Raw genomic sequence first — 20,385 nt, forward strand, 5'->3', positions numbered from 1 at the left:
TGTTTTTTAAAAGAGTCTATTTTTAATTTTTAGAATGATACCGTTAATGATATGAAAACAATAAAATATCCATATAAAATATGGGGTTGAAGTGCAATTGTGTTTTAACTTTTTGGCAATGCTATTGAGTTAACTCACCGGCAATTAAAATCATTCTATTTTCTATTATAACGATCGTGATAATTTCGCTCTCTCGTTATTGCAGATCTTCGCTGGGTGCCAGTTTAAAAAATATTTTAGAGAGTCAAAATGTTAAGCAGCAAATTTCTCCATAACAGGCCTGAAACCGCGTCATACGCTCTTTTTTGTAGAACACTGTATCGTAGCATTTGCTTAGTAAAAATATTTAGTCTTTAAATTTCGCTTATTAATAGCATTTTCTACTAAGAATAATCCTAATCTAATCTAAATTAACGCCCATTCTACTTTTTCTCCTCTATTAATCGCTGGAATAACAATATTCTATAATAATTACGCAATAGTATTTCCTTTCAACTATCCTATGTAACATGCTGTAATACATTCCAAGGACTTCATTTCATCATAATTCCATAATGAAAAATGGATGTTCGTGAAGTAGCTTTTCTTGAAAATCAAACAAGTTGCTGGCTTAAGGGTTATATAATGTATAACGCATTCACGACACTGCTGCGCCCGTTGCACCGGCACAGAATTACTTTATTAGCGCTATTAATTTCCGGCCTTTCAGTTAATCCAGCTTTGGCAGAAACACAGTATGATTCATTGATCATCAAAGCCAGAGCAGGGGATACCGCGCCGGTCCTTGATTATTTACAAAAAGAATCTAAAGCTGGGCCGCTTAATAGTGGTCAGGTTGATGACTGGCTGCAAATCGCCGGTTGGGCTGGGCGCGATCAGGAGGTCATTGATGTTTACGAAAGATATCATTCCTCGGTGAATCTCTCCTCACGTGGACTGGCCTCTGCCGCGCGAGCATATCGCAATGAAAAACGTTGGGATCAAGCTCTGGCTCTCTGGCAAAGCAGTTTGAAGAAAGACCCTACCAACCCTGATCTCATTACCGGTATGATCATGACGCAGGCCGATTCCGGCCGTGGTGGTGCGGCGTTACAACAGGCAAAAGAGTTGGCCGAGCGTAACCCTTCCGCGCAAAATTATATGACCCTGTCTTATCTCAATCGTGCCACTAATCGCAATTATGATGCGCTGCAGGCCTCCAGTGAAGCGGTGCGGCTGGCACCTGAATCTGAGGAGGTATTAAAAAATCACCTCGAGATTTTACAACGAAATCGTATTGCTGATCCGGCATTGCAGCTGGCCAGAGAAAATCCGCAATTAGTGACGGCTGAGCAGTATCGACAACTTGAAAGAGATGCGGCTGCTGAGCAAGTTCGAATGGCGGTACTGCCAACACGCAGTGAAACTGAGCGTTTTTATATTGCTGATCAGGCGTTAGCTGATTATCAGGATTTGTTAGCGCGCTGGAGTAAAGACCCTGACGCACAGGCAGATTATCAGCGAGCGCGCATCGACAGACTCGGCGCGTTATTGGTGCGTCGTAACACCGCAGAGCTGATTAAAGAGTATGAAAGTATGGAAGCTGAGGGCTATAAAATGCCTGACTATGCCCGCCGTTGGGCCGCTTCTGCATATATTGATCGCCGGATGCCAGAAAAAGCCGCGCCGATCCTCACCAGCCTCTATTACGCCGACGGAAAAACATTCCGTAATAGTGATGATTTGCTTGATGCTGATGATCTCTATTACGCGTTGAATGAAAGTGAGCAATTGGATAAGGCTCATCAATTCGCCAAGAGCTACAGCGAGCAAACACCTTATCAGGTGGGGGTTTATGGCCTGCCGGGTAAAGAGCCAAATGACGATTGGATGGAAGGTCAGACCTTGCTGGTGCAATCCTTGGTCGCACTGAATGACTTGCCTGCCGCCCAGAAAAAACTGGAGACGCTATCCAGCACCGCACCCGCTAATCAGAACTTACGCATTGCTTTGGCGAGTGTTTATCTGGCCAGAGATTTACCGCGCAAGGCTGAGCAAGAGCTGAAAGCGGTAGAGTCGTTGGCACCACGTAGCCTTATTCTGGAACGTGCGCAAGCCGAAACAGCGATGGATTTGCAGGAATGGCGTCAAATGGAATTGTTAACTGATGATGTCATTGCGCGATCCCCGGAAGATGTCCCTTCGCAAGAGTTAGACCGGCAACGCAAAGTTCATAATATGTATGAATTGCGTATTTCCAGTAATCGCACGCTCTCTTCCAATAGCCCAGTGAGTGGCAATAAGGACTATGGTGTCGAGACTCTATTATATAGCCCACCGATAGCTGACAATTGGCGTGTTTTTGGTGGCGGCGACTACAACAATGCGCAATTTGAAGAAGGTAAGGGCATCAACCGTATTATGCGCCTTGGCGGAGAGTGGACTTCACGTGATGTCTGGGCTGAGGCTGAAGTGAATAACCAAAATTACGGTTTTGGTAATAAAACCGGTTTCCGTTTAGCAAGTTGGTACGACTTTAACGACCACTGGCGTGTGGGTGGCCAGGTGGAGCGACTGGCGAAAGATACCCCGCTGCGTGCTATGAGAAATAACATCACGGCTAACAGTGCCTCTGCCTTTGTGTTGTGGAAAGGTGATGACCGGCGTGATGTAGAATTCAACGTGACGCCGTCAGATTACTCTGACGGTAACAAACGTTGGGAATACGAGCTTAATGGGCGTCAGCGCATCTGGACAGGGCCTTATCTGACGGCTGATTTCAATTTAGGCTTAGCCGCCAGCACTAACACCAAAGAAGACGTGATTTATTACAACCCGAAAAGGGATTTCACTTACCTTCCTGCGGTTACCCTGAATCATATTATGTATCGCCATTATAAAACTATCTGGAGCCAGCAAGTGCAACTTGGTGTGGGCGGCTACTGGGAGAAAAACTACGGTAATGGCCTGGTCACTACGGCAAGTTATGGGCAGCGAGTTCAATGGAATGATGTGGTCGATACAGGTTTAGCAGTTACCTACGACAAGCGCCCCTATGATGGTGTCCGTGAACATGACCTCTCACTCGCTTTCGATTTGAATTACCGTTTCTAAGGGAAGTCGCTATGGCGAAGATACTATTTTTTATCCGGATACTTGTAGTTGGAATGATAACGTTACTGGCTTCCGTCTGTTATGCAGAGAAACCGGTATTTGTTCCACCTGCCGAGCGCGCATTGCCGCTCAGTGAAAGGCCGTGGCAGAAGAATACGTTTGTGGTTATTGCTTATCATGATGTTGAAGATGAGTCAGCTGACCAACGTTATTTGTCGGTAAGAAGCAGTGCATTAAGCGAACAACTGGCCTGGTTGAAGGACAACCGCTACAACGTGGTTTCCGTCGATCAGATTCTGGCGGCACGTAATGGCGGCACTCCTTTACCTAATAAAGCTGTTTTACTGACATTCGATGATGGCTATAGCAGTTTCTATAACCGCGTTTATCCATTCTTAGAAGCCAATAATTTAAGCGCAGTATTGGCTCCCGTTGGGACGTGGATCGATACGCCACCCAATAAAAAAGTGGATTTTGGTGGTTTAAGCACTGACAGAGATCGTTTCCTCACCTGGAAACAGATCACTGAAATGTCTAAGTCAAAGCTGATTGAAATCGGCGCACATACTTATGCTTCACACTATGGAGTGATTGCCAACCCGCAAGGGAACACTGAGCCGGCAGCAGCCAACCTGATTTATGACCCCAAAACCAAAAAGTATGAGACAGAAGCTGCATTTAAGCAGCGGATGGAAAAAGATATTTCGTTGATAACCGAGCGCATTATTAAAGCGACCGGTAAACAGCCGCGGGTTTGGGTGTGGCCATACGGCGCACCAAACGGCACTGTGCTCAACATCTTGCGCCAACATGGCTACCAAATGGCGATGACATTGGAACCGGGTATTGGCAACGTCAATGATCTGATGAATATCCCGCGTATTCTGATCAGCAATAATCCATCATTGAAAGATTTCGCCCAACTTGTCACGTCGGTGCAGGAAAAAGACATTATGCGGGTGGCGCATGTCGATTTGGATTATCTCTACGATCCAGATCCGGTACAGGAAAAGGAAAATCTGGATAAATTAGTTCAGCGGATTTCCGATTTACGTGTCACTACCGTGTTTTTACAAGCATTTTCTGACCCGAAAGGGGATGGCAATATTCGCCAAGTTTACTTCCCGAATCGCTGGATCCCGATGCGTCAGGACTTGTTTAACCGAGTTGCATGGCAATTAGCTTCGCGCCCGGATGTTGACGTTTATGCCTGGATGCCGGTATTGGCGTTTGAGATGGATTCATCTTTACCGCGAATTCAACGTATTGATCCGAAAACCGGTAAGACCAGCATTGATCCGGACCAATATCGCCGCCTGTCACCGTTTAATCCTGAAGTTCGGCAGCGCATCATCGATATCTATCGCGATATGGCCTATAGCGCGCCAATTGACGGCATTCTTTATCACGACGACGCAGTGATGTCTGACTTTGAAGATGCCTCACCCGATGCGATTCGCGCATACGAAAAAGCCGGTTTCCCAGGTTCCATTGCAGAGATACGTAAAGACCCGGAAACGATGGCTCGCTGGACGCGTTATAAGAGTAAATATTTGGTTGATTTCACCAATGAATTGACCCGTCAGGTCCGTGATATCCGTGGCCCGCAAGTCAAATCAGCCCGTAATATATTTGCTATGCCGATTTTAGAACCGGAAAGCGAAGCATGGTTTGCGCAGAATCTTGACGATTTCCTGGCTAACTATGATTGGGTTGCCCCGATGGCAATGCCGTTAATGGAGAAGGTGCCGTTATCAGAGTCTAACGAGTGGCTAGCGCAACTGGTGAATAAAGTTGCACAGCGCCCAGGCGCACTGAATAAAACTGTTTTTGAACTGCAATCGAAAGACTGGACCAAACCAGAGGGCAGCAATGCCATCAGTGGCCCAATACTGGCAGGATGGATGCGCCAGTTGCAGTTAAATGGCGCGCAAAATTTTGGTTACTATCCGGATAACTTTATCACTGGCGAACCACCGCTAAAAGATGTCCGTCCTGTGCTATCTTCTGCCTGGTATCCTTTATATGATCGATAGAATTATTGCATTACTCATCCTATGCCTGGTTCTGAGTATTCCCGCGGGAATGATCCTGCTCTTTACCGGCGACGTGTTGCTGAATTTTGTCTTCTTCTATCCGCTGTTTATGTCCGGCATTTGGATAACGGGTGGTGTCTATTTCTGGCTAAAGCGAGAAAGACACTGGCCGTGGGGCGATGATGTACCGCCTCCAGAGCTGAAAGGCAACCCACTGGTGTCAATTTTAATCCCTTGTTTTAATGAGGGGTTGAATGCGCGGGAAACTATTCACGCAGCACTGGCACAGACTTACACCAATATCGAAGTGATCGCTATCAACGATGGTTCCAGTGATGACACGGCGCAAGTGCTGGATGCCTTATTGGCTGAAGACCCACGCTTGCGTGTTATTCACTTGGCTCATAATCAAGGTAAGGCTATTGCCCTGCGGATGGGGGCAGCAGCGGCGCGCAGTGAATATCTGGTGTGTATTGATGGTGATGCTTTGCTGGACAGTAAAGCAGTGCCTTATCTGGTCGCGCCATTAATTGCTAACCCGCGGACCGGAGCGGTAACCGGTAACCCACGCATCCGTACCCGTTCGACCTTGATTGGCCGGGTTCAGGTAGGGGAGTTCTCTTCTATCATTGGGCTGATTAAACGAACTCAACGGGTTTACGGGCAAGTCTTTACCGTTTCTGGCGTAGTGGCTGCTTTTCGCCGTAGAGCATTGGCGGATGTCGGTTACTGGAGTCCGGATATGATAACTGAAGATATTGATATCAGTTGGAAACTCCAGATAAGACATTGGTCAGTATTCTTTGAACCACGGGGTCTGTGCTGGATTTTGATGCCAGAAACCTTAGGGGGTTTGTGGAAGCAGCGCCTACGCTGGGCGCAGGGTGGGGCAGAGGTTTTCCTGAAGAATATGTTCAAGCTGTGGCGCTGGCGTAATCGCCGGATGTGGCTATTGTTCCTTGAATACTCACTGTCTATCACTTGGGCCTTTACTTACCTGTTCAGTATCATCCTGTTCCTGCTGGGCTTGGTTATTACCTTACCACCAGGCATTCATGTGCAGACTGTGTTCCCGCCAGCCTTTACCGGCATGGTATTGGCACTAACCTGTCTGTTGCAGTTTGCTATCAGTTTGGTGATTGAACGGCGCTATGAGCCTAAACTGGGTAATTCACTATTTTGGATTATTTGGTACCCAATGGTTTATTGGATGCTAAGTTTGTTCACCACCGTGGTTTCGTTCCCAAAAGTGATGCTGAACACCAAACGTAAACGTGCGCGCTGGGTCAGCCCAGACCGCGGGATCGGGAGGGTTAAACCATGAGTGCGCCTCTGATTCATACTGAGCAGCGCCTGCTACCGCGCTTAATTGATATAATCATTACCGCTTTGGCCTGGTTCGGTTTTATCTTCCTGTTTGTGAAGGGCTTTTTGGATATGATCCACCGCGCCCCAAACATGGGACCGATCCCGTTTAGAATGTACATTTTGGCCGGTCTGACGACGTTGGCGCTATATGCAGCCATTGCGGCATTTAATGCCATTGTGCTGATTGTTTGGGCCAAATATAACCAGATACGTTTTCAGGTTGAGCGCCGTGGGCACCGTCCTCATTTGGATGATAATGAACTCGCCGATAGCATGGAAATGACGGGAGAGATGATTGCCCAATTAAAAGCTGGTTCGTGTCTCACCTTGTATAACGATGAGCATGGGCAACTGTTGGAAGTCAAAGAAGGGTTACAACTTCCCGAAGTTGCACCGGTCGTTAATTTGCGACGAGGGTGATAAGCAATCACCGCTGAATACCTGATAGCAGGCCGCCCTGTGCTTATATCAGGTATTCAGAACCAACCAGTATGTTATTTCCGCCTAAGTTAATCGTGCCAAACTTCACTTTTAATCCCCCCCTTTCTTTATATATTGCTATGATTTAGCCGGTATTGTTACGGGCAGTCATAATGAATATTCCTATGGAAGCGGCATGACAACGGGAGCACACAGTGAATCAAAACCCTTTCGGACAAATTATTGGTGCAGAATTACCGCAGTGGCAATCAGCGTTGCGGCCTCAACGAGAAATTTTACCCGGGCATTTTTGCTATTTGGCCCCTGTTGACTCAGATAAACATGAAGCATCTTTGTATCAGGCATATCACCTGATTCTTGATGCCAGTGACTGGACCTATTTTTATTGTGAGCGGCCAGAGAGTGAAAATGATTTCCAGCAGTACCTGCAAACATTAATTAATGCGAAAGATGCTTTGCATTATACCGTAATGGATGCGCAAGCCGATGTGGCGTTAGGAACGGTTGGCTTACAACGAATTGATGAAAAGAATGGTGTGATTGAGATTGGCTCAGTTAATTGGTCACCGCGCTTAAAACGCAACTCAGCGGGCACTGAGGCCATCTATTTGCTATTACATTATGTATTCGACAAATTAGGCTATCGTCGTTGTGAGTGGAAATGTGATTCCTTAAATGGGCCTTCAAATGCGGCGGCAATGCGATTTGGTTTTCAGTATGAAGGGCAATTTCGGCAGGCGATTGTGACTAAAGGGCGCAACAGAGATACCAATTGGTATTCCATTACTGACCAGGAATGGCCATTAATTAAACAGGCATTTAACGATTGGTTAGCGATGGGAAACTTTGATAGCCAAGGCAAGCAAAAGACGCATTTACAAGATTTAAGAATCAGTCGCTAATGCTTATAAAATGATATAGCGCGATATTAAAAGTAATTAGAGTAAAAAATGAGCAAACTAAAAAGTTATATTTTTTTACATTTTGATATCGCGAATTTTAAGAGTGTCATTATACTGTAATCATCTGGCGGTATTTTTCACACGGTGCACAGCTTAGGCTGTTATCTATCACTGCGGGGATCGCTAATGGTAAAGTCCATGATTGGGCTGTTAAGAAAAAACCAAAGTTTTATCCAGGCAACTCGTTGTTACGAGGGCGTAAACTCCGACTCTCAAATGCCAGTATTACCCTCATCATGTGCTGCTAATATATTATCGTCACCCGTATTCCCGTCCCTGGTTTCAACATCACGTAATAACTCCCCTTGCGATATTGTTTCCCTCCGGCTATTGAACCGGGTGTCGACTCTATTCGCATTTTCATTGGCTATTATTGGCTGCAAAGGAAGCCAAAACCGCATCTGTATGTGAAACATAATCGCGCAGGCTTTCCTGCTGCGGTAGTTGAATCAAACTGAAAGGTGCCACTATGGGAAGACAGAAAGCAGTGATCAAAGCTCGTCGTGAAGCGAAACGCGTTATTAGACGTGATTCACGTAGTCATCGTCAGCGTGAGGAAGAAAACGTGACATCGTTAGTGCAAATGGGCGGTGTTGAATCAATAGGTATGGCACGGGATAGCCGTGATACCTCCGTTATTCAGGCGCGTACGGAAGCTCAAGGTCATTACTTATCAGCCATAGAAAGTAAGCTGCTCATCTTCGCCACCGGTGAAGCAGGGTGTGGTAAAACCTTTATTAGCGCGGCCAAGGCTGCTGAAGCATTAATTCACAAAGAAGTAGATAGGATAATTGTGACGCGACCTGTACTACAGGCAGATGAAGACTTGGGCTTCTTGCCCGGTGATATTTCTGAGAAATTCGCGCCTTACTTCCGCCCGGTGTATGACATTCTGCTGCGCCGACTCGGATCTTCTTTCATGCAATATTGTTTACGGCCGGAAATCGGTAAAGTCGAAATTGCGCCTTTTGCGTATATGCGCGGGCGTACCTTTGAGAATGCGGTGGTGATCCTCGATGAGGCACAAAACGTGACCGCCAGCCAAATGAAAATGTTTCTTACCCGCCTCGGTGAAAATGTCACTGTTATCGTGAATGGTGATATCACTCAGTGCGACCTGCCGCGTGGGGTGAAATCAGGTCTTAGCGACGCACTGGAGCGTTTTGCTGAGGATGAAATGATTGGCATTATTCGCTTTGATAAACAGGACTGTGTCCGCTCTGCACTCTGCCAACACACCTTGAATGCCTATTCATAACTCAAGGTTATGAATGGATGACCCGATAAAAAAGGGCAAGCGTTTATAGCGCTTGCCCTTTCAGATTACTGATAAAGTCAAATGAAGGGGAATCGTGCCGTTGGGGCCGCTCTTGGTTTCAAATACAAGTGCGTAAGCCACCGAAGTGCCCCTGGGTGCGGTAAACCCTTCACTCACTGAGCTATCAGCAGCTTAGTCCATCGCTACAACATAATCGTCATCATATACGCGGCAAACAAGGCCAGATGGGCGGTGCCGTTGAGCACGTTGGTTCTGCCGGTAGAGAATGAGATTTGCGACAGAATCAAGACACTGACCATGACCACGATATGTGGCGCTTCCAGGCCAAAGTTCAACTCCTGCCCAGTCAGTACGGCAATTAAGGTTACCGCTGGCACAGTTAGGGAAATCGTGGCCAGCACCGAGCCGAAGAACAGGTTCATCGCGCGCTGCACCTGATTTGCCAATACTGCTTTTAATGCACCCAACCCTTCCGGTGACAAGATAAGCAAAGCAATCAGGAAGCCGGTAAATTTAGCCGGTGCATTTAACTCAGTCAGCAGCGCTTCCAGTGGGTTGGCATCAAATTTAGTCACTGCAATTACCGCAACCAAATGAATCAACAGCCAAAATGTGTGCCACAGGCTACTGTGAGATGACGGTTTACCGTGATGCGGGTCACTTGGGTCATCGCCTTCGTCTTCATGTTCGTAGACAAACAGGCTTTGGTGGGTTTTAGTTTGGATCAGCAGGAAAACACCATACATCGCCGCCGAAATCGCGGCGACTACCAGTGATTGTGCCACGCTAAAATTGCCATCGGGCAGGGTACTTGGTAATACCAGTACAATGATAGCCAGTGGGAAGATAGCCATCAGATACTGTTTGATACCGACCAGATTGACATGCTGGGTGGCAAATTTACGTCCACCGAGCAGCAACGACACACCCACCAATCCCCCGATAACAATCATAATGATGGAATAGAGTGTATCGCGCATCAAAGCGGGGGCGGCATCACCTGTTGCCATCATCGCTGAGATCAAACTGACCTCCAGCACCACCACCGACAGACTAAGAATCAATGATCCATAGGGTTCACCCAAACGGTGTGCCAAAACGTCAGCATGACGTACCACACTGAAAGCACTGCTTAGAATACCGACCAGTGCAATCATGTTGATAACGATTACCGCTGCAAAATTGCTGGTATCACCCCAGATATTAAGAATAACCAGCGCAATAATAGGCAGGATAAGGGAGTATTCGTGATGGCGAGATTTAGATCGGCCAGGATCATTTTGCGACTTCATTTCGAGCACGCTCCTAATAACTTTACTGCATTAAACGGGCATTAGAGCCATTTAACGATAATTAAGCGCCATATTGCAGGCTAAGTAGCTTTAAGACTAACAAATAACAGGGAATTGTCGCAGGAAATTTACAAGGTTTTAACGAGGAAAGGTAAAAAAAGAGTCAGCAAAATGGACATCAGAGGATAATGTCCATTGATTTTACAGATATTAATAAGATCTAGTCGTCAAGATTGTCCATCACTTCATGGCGTTGGTGATGATAGTCTTCTTCATTGAGGCCTTCACGCCAATAGGGAACGGCATAGAGTTGTTGGCGTTCGCAGCCTTTTTCACGCCGGAGATAACGGCGTAACTGCACCACCATCCGATCTTCACCGGCCAGCCAAAATGTAGCTTCCTCCATCGGCAGTTCAAGTGCGCAGAATTGGGTGATAACTTCATCGGTTTTTTCAGTACCACCAATGACCCAACTCAGTTCAACACCTGCCGGCTTCACCAGATTAAGCACATCCTGTGGGGTATCGACACGAATAATGGCATGACCCTGCGCATCGGCGGGTAATGTTTCTAATAGGGCCGCGATAGCAGGTAATGAAGAGGGGTCACCCACCAGATAGCTGTATTCAGCCGCTGGCAGCATGGTTTCAGGGCCGCCTGGATTGGTAATGCCTATCCAGTCACCTGATTTAGCATTGCGGGCAAAATTAACCGCTGGGCCGCTGTGGTCATGAAGTGCAAATTCAATGTCTATCTCACAACGTTCAGGTCTGATGGCCCGAACCGAGTAGGTTCGAACAATCGGGCGTACTTCTGCTGCTGGCCATTGTGGGCCTTTCTCACCAAGCACCGGCAGTTCCGGCTGTGTTTGGTGTGCTAATGGCAGGAAGACTTTTAAATGTGCACCAGCACAATCTGCCGGGTAATTGTGCAATGTCGGACTGTAGAAAGTGACTCGGCGTAGGTGTGGGGAAGTGTCTACCACCTTTTTGACTTGTACCAGGCGCGGAGGGGTTGGACGGTATTTGGGTTTTGCTGCGGTTGATTCTGTGGTCACAGTTTATCCTTCTTATCTTATGGCGTTTTATTCTGGTTCGTCAGCAGCATGGATGCGGCTTATCAAGGCATAAACTATATCACCAACCAATGTTAATGATAATTATTTGCATGAATAGAATGTAAGGAAAACGAAAAGAGTGAGTTGCCCCACCAGAGTGGGAGGGCAAAAAAGTGATTTACCGAAGAATTAGCGGATAGGTTGCACGATAGCCACACGGCGGAAATGCATGCGTAGCCGTAACATGGTCACCAGTGCAACAATCATCACCGCCATCGCGGCAAGAGGGAGTTGTTGTAAGTGCAAGCCAAATGCCAGCAAGGTACCACCGAGCCAGGCCCCCAAAGCATTACCTAAATTGAATGCACTCTGATTAAAGGTTGATGCCAGATTAGGAGCATCTCTGGCTTGATCCACCACTAATAGCTGCAACATTGGGCAAAGGGCAAAAGCCACAATACTCCAGATGAACAAGGTCAGAACTGCCGGTAGGTAAAAACCAATGGTGTAATGCAATGCCAGCAGAATACCTATCAAAATGACAATCAGACGTGTCATTGAGCCGACCAGATTTTTATCACCTAAGCGACCACCCAGCACACTGCCAATGGATAATCCAACGCCGAGGATCAGCAAGACAATGGTGACGCCATGTTCAGAGACACGGGTAACCTCGCGCAGCAGGGGGGCAATATAGGTGAAGACGGTAAACAGACTGGTATTGGTTAACACTGATAGCAGTAAAGCTGTTTGCACTTTTTTCTGCATCAACGTTTTGAACTCTAATTTCGGGCTGATTTTCTTCATCGGAATATTGCTAGGTAACCAGGCGATCACGGCGATGATGGCGACAATACCGATGGCGCTAACTCCCCAGAATGCAGCACGCCAGCCGAAAGCTTGCCCAATAGCCGTGCCCAATGGCACACCGAGCACATTTGCCAGCGTGACCCCCATAAACACTAATGCAATTGCCCGCGCACGGCGATTGGGCTGAACCAAATCGGTGGCGACCACTGAAGCTAATCCAAAGAATGTGCCATGACACAATGCCGCAATAATACGTGCAGCCATCAGCAAGTTATAAGTTTCAGCCAAGGCACACAGGATATTGCCGATAATAAATAAAACAATTAAACCCAATAAGGTGGATTTACGCGGCACTCGCGCTGTTGCAATGGCCAACAGTGGAGCACCTATGACCACGCCCATAGCATAGACTGATACCAACATTCCGGTTTTAGGGATACTGACCCCGAGATCATGGGCGACTTCTGGTAATAGCCCCATAATGACAAACTCGCTGGTACCAATGCCAAATGTAGCAATGGTCAGCGCGATAATAGCCAACGGCATGAATAACTCCTGAACCGGCTCAACGGGTATGAAGAGACTGACAAATAGTCTTTGCAGGTAAATTTAATCGGCCGATTCTAGCACTGCCCCAAAATAGCGTCTAACGGCAAAGTGCTATATTAAAAAGTTATTTAATATAGCTGATTTTATTCTTGTGTATTAACTTGCGTGAAGTTGGTTATTTTCTATAAATCTTTATTTTTTTGATAATTAAGCCTATTTTTCAATCTTTCGGCTTTATCTGACTTTTGGTGTAAGCCATTAACTTTGCTTAGTACAAAAAAGCATAAACAACGGTTTTTTTGTATTTGTTTGTCTCTATTATCCCCGCGATTCTGTACATCAATCAGAATGAAAGGGGCAAAGTATGAATTTCCAACAGCTTAAAATTATTCGGGAATCGGCCCGTTGTAATTACAATCTGACTGAAGTAGCAAATACATTATTTACCTCGCAATCGGGCGTGAGCCGGCATATTCGTGAGTTAGAAGAAGAATTGGGTATTGAGATATTTATTCGGCGTGGAAAACGCCTATTGGGAATGACTGAGCCGGGCAAAGAGTTACTGGCAGTCGCAGAGCGCATGTTAAATGATGCCAATCAAATTCGCCGCCTGGCTGATGTTTTTAGCAATAATGATAGCGGGCAGTTGCATATTGCGACCACGCATACTCAAGCCCGTTACAGTTTACCGCGGGTGATAAAGGAGTTTCGTCTGCTGTATCCACAGGTCAAACTGGTTATTAGCCAGGGAAATCCACAAGAAATTGCGGCGATGCTGCAATCCGGTGAGGCTGATATAGGGATTGCCACTGAAGTACTGATGAGTGATGAATCTGTCGCGGCATTTCCTTATTACCGTTGGCATCACGCGATTGTGGTACCCGAAAATCACCCATTAACACAAGAGCCACATATCACGCTGGAAACCTTGAGTACCTTGCCATTAATTACTTATCGACAAGGGATAACCGGCCGATCACGGTTGGACAATGCCTTCAAAAATGCCGGATTAACCCCCGATATTGCCCTCAGCGCACAAGATTCTGATGTGATTAAAACCTATGTCGAGCTAGGCATGGGAGTGGGGATTCTGGCGGATATGTCATACGAAGCACATCGTGACAAGGGGCTGGTGCGCCTTAATGCAGAGCATTTATTTGATGCGAATACAGTGTGGTTAGGATTAAAACGAGGTCAGTTACAACGTAACTTTATTTGGTTCTTTATCCAGCTCTGCAATCCAACACTTTCTCTGCATGATATTAAAGAGAAAGTGTTGGCAGAAGCACCAGACGAAGTGGTGATTGATTACCAGATTTAGTCCCTATGTGAGTCGGGCTGGCGATTATGTAACATCGTCAGTCAAGGTCATCATTGTCCGGTGTAAATCGTACCCGAACTTCTGTTCCACCTTCTTCCCGTTGGCGGATATCACAATGCCCATGCAGGCTGGCAGCTCGGTCTTGCATAATCATTAGACCGTAATGATTCGGCCGTTTGCTGGCTTGACCAATGCCACAGCCATTGTCGAGGATTGACATGACGACATCACCTTGCTCCGCAGTGACTTTAACGGCGGCCTCAGTGGCGTGGGCATGTTTATAAATATTATTCAGCGCTTCACGGGCAATATTGACCATGTGAATGGCTTGATGGTTGGGAATAGAGTCTGATGGTAAGTTGAAATCGAGTGTAATGGGTAAGTTGGCGCGCTCGCTGAATTCATTGACTAAGTTTTGGAGTGCGGCTTGCAATGTCGCTTCATTGAGTTTCAAGCGAAATGTGGTTAGCAACTCCCGCAGTTGGCGGTAGGCGATATTAAGTTCATCGCGCATTTGTTGTATCAATAGCTTACTGGGATCGGGTAAGTCCGGAACTTGCATCTGCAAACAGCTAATTTGTATTTTCAGGCAGGAAAGAGATTGCGCGATGGAGTCATGCAGTTCGCGCGCAATGGCTGAACGCTCCTCCATCAACAGGAGTTGCTGCTGATGTCTCGCCTGACTTTCCAGCGCCAATGTGCTGGTCAATTGCTCGACCAACATATTCACCAACTGTTGCTGATCGGAATTAAGCGGTGTTTCTGATGGGAGTTTTGCCAGTAATAAACCATATTGACCCAGCTTATCGTTCAAGCGCCAGCTTAGTGATTCCCGCGCTGTCGGCGGGTTCGTGACAATGAATGACCCGCTAATGGTTAATTGTGTCGGGCGATTTTGTGGCGGTAAATATTCACCATCTAAATGGTCAGCCAGGTGTGAGCGATAAAGGTGATTCTCGTATAAGCAGATTTGCACATTTTCGAGCGGTGTCAGGGTTTGCAACTGTTCGATGACTGGCACCAAACGCTCACTCAATGGTTGAGTGGTATGCAGTTGGCGACTGCTGTGATAAAGAAACGCCAGCACCTGGTTTTTCTGTTGTAAGTCAGCTGTTTTCTGCGCAACTCTCTGCTCCAAATCACTGTATATCACTGACAGTTCCTGCGACATTCTATTCAGTGCGGTGCCCAACATCCCCATCTCATCGCGCTGATAAGGCAGAGAGAAGCGCTTGCTGAAATCACCGCGTCCGATGGCATTCGCCATCGAGATCAGTTGCAGCCACGGGCGCAATAAACGGCGGCGAAGATAATAAATGGTGGCGAGCATCAAGCCCAGAGTCAACACAATGAACACCAACTGAATCATCGTCACCAGCAGTAGACGCTGCTCGGTTTTATGGTCAATGGCTAATACCAATGCATCAAGCTGGTGGACAAAATCGGCGACATTGGCGGCAACATCATCGGGCTGCTTAGCTTGTAGCAGTTGTGGTTTTAAGGTGTTTTGCCAGTAACGTTCGATTTGTTGGTATTGACGGGTTAACCCCTCCCGCTGGAGGGCGTGTTGTAAGTCATCGCTGGTTTTGTCCTGCTCTAGTGCCGCTAAATAGGGTAGATCCCCTTTATCTAATGGCACCATGGAAAGCAGCCGGTAACTTTGCATTCGCAAAGATCCCGCTTTATTGATCGCGTGCGCGTTACCTTGAATGCTTTGGGCCATCCATGACGAGATTGTCATACCAGCCAGCCCCAACATTCCCAGTAGTATCATTAGCAAAGCAATCTGATTAACTAATGGAATTAGGTAACGTTTCATAAAGCGGGATCCCTGTCATTAATAAGCTGGCAACCTTGCCGTTGTCCATCCCACAGTGTGAGCGCTAATGAGACTTCATGCCAGCGGCTGTCATCATCATACGGAACAGCATAGAAACTGCCAATAAAGCCAGCACACTACCGCACCAGATAAGTAACATCCAACCGACTCTCTTCCACCAAGGAGATTTTACTGGTTCAAGTGGTTGGGATGGTGATGGTGATTTCATCATTCAGTGATAACCCTGTTCGTGATTGATTTTCCCTCGGAATACGTAGTAGCTCCAAAAGGTATAAACCAGAATGATCGGAATAATAAAGAGTGCGCCGACCAGCATGAATCCCAAACTTTGCGGAGGAGCAGCGGCCTGCCATAAGGTAATTGATGGTGGAATAAGATAAGGCCAAATACTGATACCCAAGCCGCTGTAGCCCAAAAACACTAACAATAGGGTCAACAGGAAGGGGGCATAATGTCCGCCATGCTTGACTGCGCGCAGTAATGCCCCACTGGCGAAGAGCACCAATATAGGCACCGGTAGGAACCAGAACAAATTGGGCAGGCTAAACCAGCGTGCAGCAATCTGTGGATGAGTCAGTGGTGTCCAAATGCTAATAATGGCAATAATGAGCAACATCATCAGGGTGAGTGGGCGTGCCAGTTTATGCATCACTTGCTGCACATGACCGTCAGTTTTCATGATGAGCCAGGTACAGCCAAGCAGGGCATAGGCAATGACCAGCCCTAAGCCACAAAACAGTGCAAAGGGGGTAAACCAGTCAAATGGCCCACCACTGTAACTGCGACCGGTGACTGGGAATCCGTGAATAAAAGCACCGACAACCATTCCCTGGGTAAAGGTGGCGACCAGCGAACCACCAATAAAGGCTTTATCCCAGATATGCTGTTTTTCCGGCGTGGCTTTAAAGCGGAATTCGAACGCGACACCGCGGAAAATCAGCCCCAGCAGCATTAAAGTCAGCGGAATAGCCAGTGCATCAAGAATCACCGCGTAAGCCAGCGGGAACGCCCCCAGTAAAGCCGCGCCCCCAAGTACCAACCAGGTTTCGTTGCCATCCCAGACTGGGGCGACGCTATTCATCATCAAGTCCCGGTCACGGCTGTTTTTTACCAACGGAAACAGGATGCCAATGCCTAAATCAAAACCATCCATCACCACATACATCATGGTGCTGAATACGATGATGACAAACCAAATCAGTGGAAGGTCGATACCCATAGTTAGCTCCTGTTTTGGTTATTGTCAGTGGTCAATACGCCGCTATCAGCATTGGCGTCGCTGACTGCCGACAGTGGTCTGGCAGGTGTTGCGTGTTGGCCGGGCCCGCCGCTATCTTGTTGGCGACCTTCATGGGCAATTGGCCCTTTGCGGATAAGCCGCATCATATAGGCGTAGCCCACACCAAAGACCGAGCCATACACCAGAATAAATATCAGCAAGCTGATGCTCATATGCATTTCACCGTGGGATGACACCGCGTCACTGGTGCGCTGTAAGCCATAGACAATCCACGGCTGGCGACCCACTTCGGTGGTAAACCACCCCGCCAGAATGGCAATCAACCCTGATGGCCCCATCCACAACACAAAATAAAGGAAGGGACGAGATTGATACAGAGCGCCACGCCAACGCAGCCATAAGCTCCAAAAACCGGCCAAAATCATCAACATGCCTAATCCGACCATAATGCGGAAAGACCAAAATACGATGGTTGAGTTAGGACGATCTTCGGGTGGAAACGATTTCAGCGCCGGGATCTGCTTATCCAGACTGTGAGTCAGGATAAGGCTGCCTAAATATGGGATCTCCAGTGCAAAATGGGTTTTCTCTTGTTTCATGTCTGGCCAGCCAAACAGAATCAGTGGGGTAGGTTCGCCGGGTTTATTTTCCCAGTGACCTTCAATGGCCGCAATTTTGGCTGGCTGATGTTCCAGCGTATTAAGGCCGTGGGCATCACCAATAACCGCCTGAAGAGGGGCGACAATTAAAGCCATCCACATTGCCATCGACAGCATTTTTCGCATCGCCGGAGTATCGCGTTTGCGTAGCAAATGCCAGGCGGCGGAAGCCCCAACAAAGAAGGCTGAGGCCAGGAAGGCGGCGGTTGACATGTGCAACAGGCGATAGGGGAATGAGGGGTTAAAGATCACCTTTAGCCAGTCAACTGGCACCACTTGCCCATTAATAACTTCAAAACCTTGTGGTGTCTGCATCCAACTATTGGAAGCCAGAATCCAGAAGGTTGACATGAGTGTGCCCAATGCCACCATGCAGGTGGCAAAGAAATGCAAGCCGGGGCCAACACGATTCCAGCCAAATAGCATCACCCCCAAGAAACCGGCTTCGAGGAAGAAAGCGGTCAAGACTTCATAAGTCAACAGCGGGCCAGTGATGCTGCCGGCAAATTCAGAGAAAAAGCTCCAGTTGGTGCCAAATTGGTAGGCCATAACCAGGCCGGACACCACGCCCATACCAAAGTTGACGGCAAAGATTTTTGACCAGAAATGGTAGAGGTCGCGGTAATCTTCATTTTTAGTTTTTAGCCATAAACCTTCGAGTACGGCCAGAAAACTGGCAAGGCCGATAGTGATGGCCGGGAAGATAATATGGAACGAAATGGTGAAAGCGAATTGGATTCTGGCCAACTCGAGAGCGGTTAAGCCAAACATAGCGACCTCGCTAAAAACATGGTACTGCCTCATCAAACTATAGAAGAAATCGCGCCACAGAGGCGATTTGGTGACATCGCGACGGGCAATTATTTCGCTGAGTAAACTTGGCAGTTAGTTAACCATAAGTTAAAGTGGCTATAATAGTGACAATTAATTCAATCTCACCTATAACAGTTGGCTTATGACGCGATATGAACAGTTAGCGCAACAAATTCGCGCGCAAATACAATCTAAGGTCTGGCAAGCAGGTGACAAGCTGCCATCACTGCGGGAAAGTTGTAAGCAATCGGGTTTAAGCTTAATGACCGTAGTGCAGTCTTATCAGTTACTGGAAAGTCAGGGATGGATCGTGGCCCGCCCGCAATCAGGATATTATGTTGCTTCGCGTCCAACCCAGTTGCCGCAACCTCAGCGGGGGAAAAAACTGCATCTGGACGAGCAAGTAGACATCAATACTTTTATTTTTGATGTATTACAGGCGGGAAAAGATCCGGCCATCATGCCGTTTGGCTCGGCATTTCCAGATCCGAGCTTATTGCTGCAACCCCGATTGTCACGTGCACTGGCGGGGGTTGCGCGTAAAATATCACCGCAAAGTTCAGTGACAAACTTGCCGCCGGGCAATGAAAGTTTGCGCCGTAATATTGCTCAGCGTTATGCCGCCAGTGGGATGAATGTTTCACCCGAAGAAATTGTGATTACCGCCGGTGCGATGGAGTCCCTTAGCCTGAGTTTGCAGGCGGTGACTCAGCCTGGAGATTGGGTTGTTATTGAATCACCGGCGTTTTATGGTGCGCTACAGGCCATAGAGCGCCTGCGCTTAAAAGCTATTGCCATTACCACGCACCCGCAAAATGGAATGGATCTCGATGCTCTTGAACAGGTCATCAACCAGTATCCGATCAAGGCGTGTTGGCTGATGACGCACTTCCAGAACCCGCTTGGTAGCACGATGTCCTGGCCTCAGAAAAAACGGCTGGTGGCGCTGCTGCAACAGAATAATATTTCGTTAATTGAAGATGATGTTTATGGTGAGTTGTACTTCGGTGCTGAGCGCCCCTTGCCGGCCAAAGCACTCGATCAACACCGCCAAATTCTGCATTGCTCCTCTTTTTCAAAATGTCTGGCTCCGGGATTTCGCGTCGGTTGGGTGGCGGCGGGAGAACATGCACAGCGGGTGCAACATCTGCAACTGATGAGTACCGTTTCGGCCAGTGTTCCGACGCAGTTAGCTATTGCCGATTACCTCAGTCAAGGAGGGTACGACACTCATCTGCGCCGGTTGCGTCGTATGATGGAACAGCGGCTAAACGCGCTGCGTCAGGCGGTGGTTGAGCACTTTCCCAAGAATGTCAAAATCAGCCATCCCTCTGGGGGCTACTTCTTGTGGCTGGAATTGGAACCGCCATTTAATGCCAGTGAATTATACCGGCGAGCGTTGGCGCAGGGCGTCAGTATTGCGCCGGGACGGATGTTTACCACCGGCAATCAGTTCGATCACTGTTTTCGCCTCAATGCTTCATTTGCCTGGTCGGAGCAAAGCGAAAAAGCTATCCTAATTCTGGCTATGTTGATAACTCAATTGACCAGTGGTGCTGATAATCGCTCGCGCTAATCCTGCCATTTCTCCTCTTTAATCGGTTAATACTGATGGCTCCAGAAAA

General features: G+C 47.5%; 15 protein-coding genes. 8 read left to right on the plus strand and 7 right to left on the minus strand.

Annotation, left to right across the window (positions count from 1 at the left end):
• Nucleotides 1-624 precede the first annotated feature (624 nt).
• The 6 genes from pgaA (at nt 625) to phoH (ending at nt 9,158) form a co-directional block, all read left to right on the plus strand.
• Entirely contained in the window at nt 625-3,093 is a 2,469-nt protein-coding gene (pgaA, locus tag FGL26_RS03160) for a poly-beta-1,6 N-acetyl-D-glucosamine export porin PgaA (RefSeq protein WP_005168990.1), read from the plus strand.
• Nucleotides 3,094-3,104: 11 nt separating this feature from the next.
• Nucleotides 3,105-5,129 (plus strand): poly-beta-1,6-N-acetyl-D-glucosamine N-deacetylase PgaB, encoded by a 2,025-nt coding sequence (gene pgaB, locus FGL26_RS03165; RefSeq protein ID WP_011816568.1) that lies wholly within the window; start codon nt 3,105-3,107, stop codon nt 5,127-5,129.
• Entirely contained in the window at nt 5,119-6,453 is a 1,335-nt protein-coding gene (pgaC, locus tag FGL26_RS03170; RefSeq protein WP_005164390.1) for a poly-beta-1,6-N-acetyl-D-glucosamine synthase, read from the plus strand. Before pgaB ends, pgaC begins: the two co-directional genes overlap by 11 nt.
• Nucleotides 6,450-6,917, plus strand: coding sequence for a poly-beta-1,6-N-acetyl-D-glucosamine biosynthesis protein PgaD (gene pgaD, locus FGL26_RS03175; protein ID WP_005168997.1), 468 nt, complete (start codon nt 6,450-6,452; stop codon nt 6,915-6,917). The genes pgaC and pgaD overlap by 4 nt, the downstream gene beginning before the upstream one ends.
• Before the next feature lie 215 nt (nt 6,918-7,132).
• Nucleotides 7,133-7,840, plus strand: coding sequence for a GNAT family N-acetyltransferase (locus FGL26_RS03180; protein ID WP_005168999.1), 708 nt, complete (start codon nt 7,133-7,135; stop codon nt 7,838-7,840).
• Between the two features lie 529 nt (nt 7,841-8,369).
• Complete coding sequence (gene phoH / locus FGL26_RS03190; protein ID WP_005169005.1) at nt 8,370-9,158, plus strand: phosphate starvation-inducible protein PhoH; 789 nt, start codon at nt 8,370-8,372, stop codon at nt 9,156-9,158.
• A 203-nt stretch (nt 9,159-9,361) separates the two neighbouring features.
• On the opposite strand, the gene chaA is transcribed toward phoH, so the two are convergent.
• The 3 genes from chaA to FGL26_RS03205 all read right to left on the minus strand — a co-directional run bounded on the left by chaA (nt 9,362) and on the right by FGL26_RS03205 (nt 12,884).
• Complete coding sequence (gene chaA / locus FGL26_RS03195; protein WP_005169008.1) at nt 9,362-10,471, minus strand: sodium-potassium/proton antiporter ChaA; 1,110 nt, start codon at nt 10,469-10,471, stop codon at nt 9,362-9,364.
• 220 nt (nt 10,472-10,691) lie between these two features.
• On the minus strand, nt 10,692-11,528 hold the full coding sequence (locus FGL26_RS03200; RefSeq protein WP_005169010.1) for a siderophore-interacting protein: 837 nt from the start codon (nt 11,526-11,528) through the stop codon (nt 10,692-10,694).
• 189 nt (nt 11,529-11,717) lie between these two features.
• Nucleotides 11,718-12,884, minus strand: coding sequence for an MFS transporter (locus FGL26_RS03205; RefSeq protein WP_005169014.1), 1,167 nt, complete (start codon nt 12,882-12,884; stop codon nt 11,718-11,720).
• A gap of 367 nt (nt 12,885-13,251) precedes the next feature.
• Here FGL26_RS03205 and cbl point away from each other — a divergent pair, with 367 nt between their 5' ends.
• On the plus strand, nt 13,252-14,208 hold the full coding sequence (gene cbl, locus FGL26_RS03210; protein WP_005169016.1) for an HTH-type transcriptional regulator Cbl: 957 nt from the start codon (nt 13,252-13,254) through the stop codon (nt 14,206-14,208).
• A 37-nt stretch (nt 14,209-14,245) separates the two neighbouring features.
• Here the strand turns inward: cbl and narX are convergent, their stop codons facing one another.
• The 4 genes from narX to FGL26_RS03230 form a co-directional block, all read right to left on the minus strand.
• Nucleotides 14,246-16,027: a nitrate/nitrite two-component system sensor histidine kinase NarX gene (gene narX / locus FGL26_RS03215; RefSeq protein ID WP_005169019.1), complete on the minus strand. Its 1,782-nt coding sequence runs from the start codon at nt 16,025-16,027 to the stop codon at nt 14,246-14,248.
• Between the two features lie 64 nt (nt 16,028-16,091).
• Complete coding sequence (locus FGL26_RS03220; protein ID WP_071387004.1) at nt 16,092-16,259, minus strand: DUF2474 domain-containing protein; 168 nt, start codon at nt 16,257-16,259, stop codon at nt 16,092-16,094.
• Entirely contained in the window at nt 16,260-17,267 is a 1,008-nt protein-coding gene (gene cydB / locus FGL26_RS03225) for a cytochrome d ubiquinol oxidase subunit II (protein ID WP_005169023.1), read from the minus strand.
• A gap of 2 nt (nt 17,268-17,269) precedes the next feature.
• Entirely contained in the window at nt 17,270-18,718 is a 1,449-nt protein-coding gene (locus FGL26_RS03230; RefSeq protein ID WP_005169026.1) for a cytochrome ubiquinol oxidase subunit I, read from the minus strand.
• A 184-nt stretch (nt 18,719-18,902) separates the two neighbouring features.
• Here FGL26_RS03230 and FGL26_RS03235 point away from each other — a divergent pair, with 184 nt between their 5' ends.
• A complete protein-coding gene (locus FGL26_RS03235) occupies nt 18,903-20,336 on the plus strand; it encodes an aminotransferase-like domain-containing protein (protein ID WP_005169029.1) in 1,434 nt (477 codons plus the stop codon).
• The last annotated feature ends 49 nt before the right edge of the window (nt 20,337-20,385 follow it).

The sequence above is a fragment of the Yersinia enterocolitica subsp. enterocolitica genome, from assembly GCF_901472495.1.
Taxonomy (GTDB): Bacteria; Pseudomonadota; Gammaproteobacteria; order Enterobacterales; family Enterobacteriaceae; genus Yersinia; species Yersinia enterocolitica.

Coding starts and splice junctions, on each gene's coding strand:
- FGL26_RS03205 (WP_005169014.1), bottom strand. CDS start 12,884: ATGCCGTTGGCTATTATCGCGCTGACCATTGCTACATTTGGCATTGGT.
- FGL26_RS03235 (WP_005169029.1), top strand. CDS start 18,903: ATGACGCGATATGAACAGTTAGCGCAACAAATTCGCGCGCAAATACAA.
- cydB (WP_005169023.1), bottom strand. CDS start 17,267: ATGGGTATCGACCTTCCACTGATTTGGTTTGTCATCATCGTATTCAGC.
- narX (WP_005169019.1), bottom strand. CDS start 16,027: ATGAAACGTTACCTAATTCCATTAGTTAATCAGATTGCTTTGCTAATG.
- cbl (WP_005169016.1), top strand. CDS start 13,252: ATGAATTTCCAACAGCTTAAAATTATTCGGGAATCGGCCCGTTGTAAT.
- FGL26_RS03230 (WP_005169026.1), bottom strand. CDS start 18,718: ATGTTTGGCTTAACCGCTCTCGAGTTGGCCAGAATCCAATTCGCTTTC.
- pgaC (WP_005164390.1), top strand. CDS start 5,119: ATGATCGATAGAATTATTGCATTACTCATCCTATGCCTGGTTCTGAGT.
- pgaA (WP_005168990.1), top strand. CDS start 625: ATGTATAACGCATTCACGACACTGCTGCGCCCGTTGCACCGGCACAGA.
- phoH (WP_005169005.1), top strand. CDS start 8,370: ATGGGAAGACAGAAAGCAGTGATCAAAGCTCGTCGTGAAGCGAAACGC.
- pgaD (WP_005168997.1), top strand. CDS start 6,450: ATGAGTGCGCCTCTGATTCATACTGAGCAGCGCCTGCTACCGCGCTTA.
- pgaB (WP_011816568.1), top strand. CDS start 3,105: ATGGCGAAGATACTATTTTTTATCCGGATACTTGTAGTTGGAATGATA.
- FGL26_RS03220 (WP_071387004.1), bottom strand. CDS start 16,259: ATGATGAAATCACCATCACCATCCCAACCACTTGAACCAGTAAAATCT.
- chaA (WP_005169008.1), bottom strand. CDS start 10,471: ATGAAGTCGCAAAATGATCCTGGCCGATCTAAATCTCGCCATCACGAA.